We start from the raw sequence: 559 nt of genomic DNA on the forward strand, positions 1-559 counted from the left end.
CGATGGCCAAGGAAAAGTTTTCGCGGACGAAGCCGCACTGCAACATCGGCACGATCGGTCACGTTGACCATGGCAAGACGTCTCTGACGGCTGCGATCACCAAGGTTCTCGCCGAGACCGGTGGCGCCACGTTCAAGGCCTATGATCAGATCGACGCTGCGCCTGAAGAGAAGGCCCGTGGTATCACGATCAACACGGCTCACGTCGAGTACGAGACGACCAATCGTCACTATGCTCACGTGGACTGCCCAGGCCACGCCGACTATGTGAAGAACATGATCACCGGTGCCGCCCAGATGGACGGCGCGATCCTGGTTTGCTCGGCCGCTGACGGCCCGATGCCGCAGACCCGCGAGCACATCCTGCTCGCCCGTCAGGTCGGCGTTCCTGCGATCGTGGTGTTCCTGAACAAGTGCGACATGGTCGACGATCCGGAACTGCTCGAGCTGGTGGAGATGGAAGTTCGTGAGCTTCTGTCGTCCTACAACTTCCCCGGCGATGACATTCCGATCATCAAGGGTTCGGCTCTGTGCGCCCTGGAAGGCACCAATCCGGCCCT

The 559-nt window shown here is 60.6% G+C and carries 1 protein-coding gene; it reads left to right on the forward strand.

Annotated features, from left to right (window positions below; all coding sequences use genetic code 11):
* Positions 1-2 precede the first annotated feature (2 nt).
* A partial coding sequence (locus L2I41_RS21455; protein ID WP_237155665.1) for a GTP-binding protein occupies positions 3-559 on the forward strand: 557 nt, incomplete at its 3' end.

It is taken from the genome of Oryzibacter oryziterrae, from assembly GCF_021864535.1.
Taxonomy (GTDB): domain Bacteria; phylum Pseudomonadota; class Alphaproteobacteria; order Rhizobiales; family Pleomorphomonadaceae; genus Pleomorphomonas; species Pleomorphomonas oryziterrae.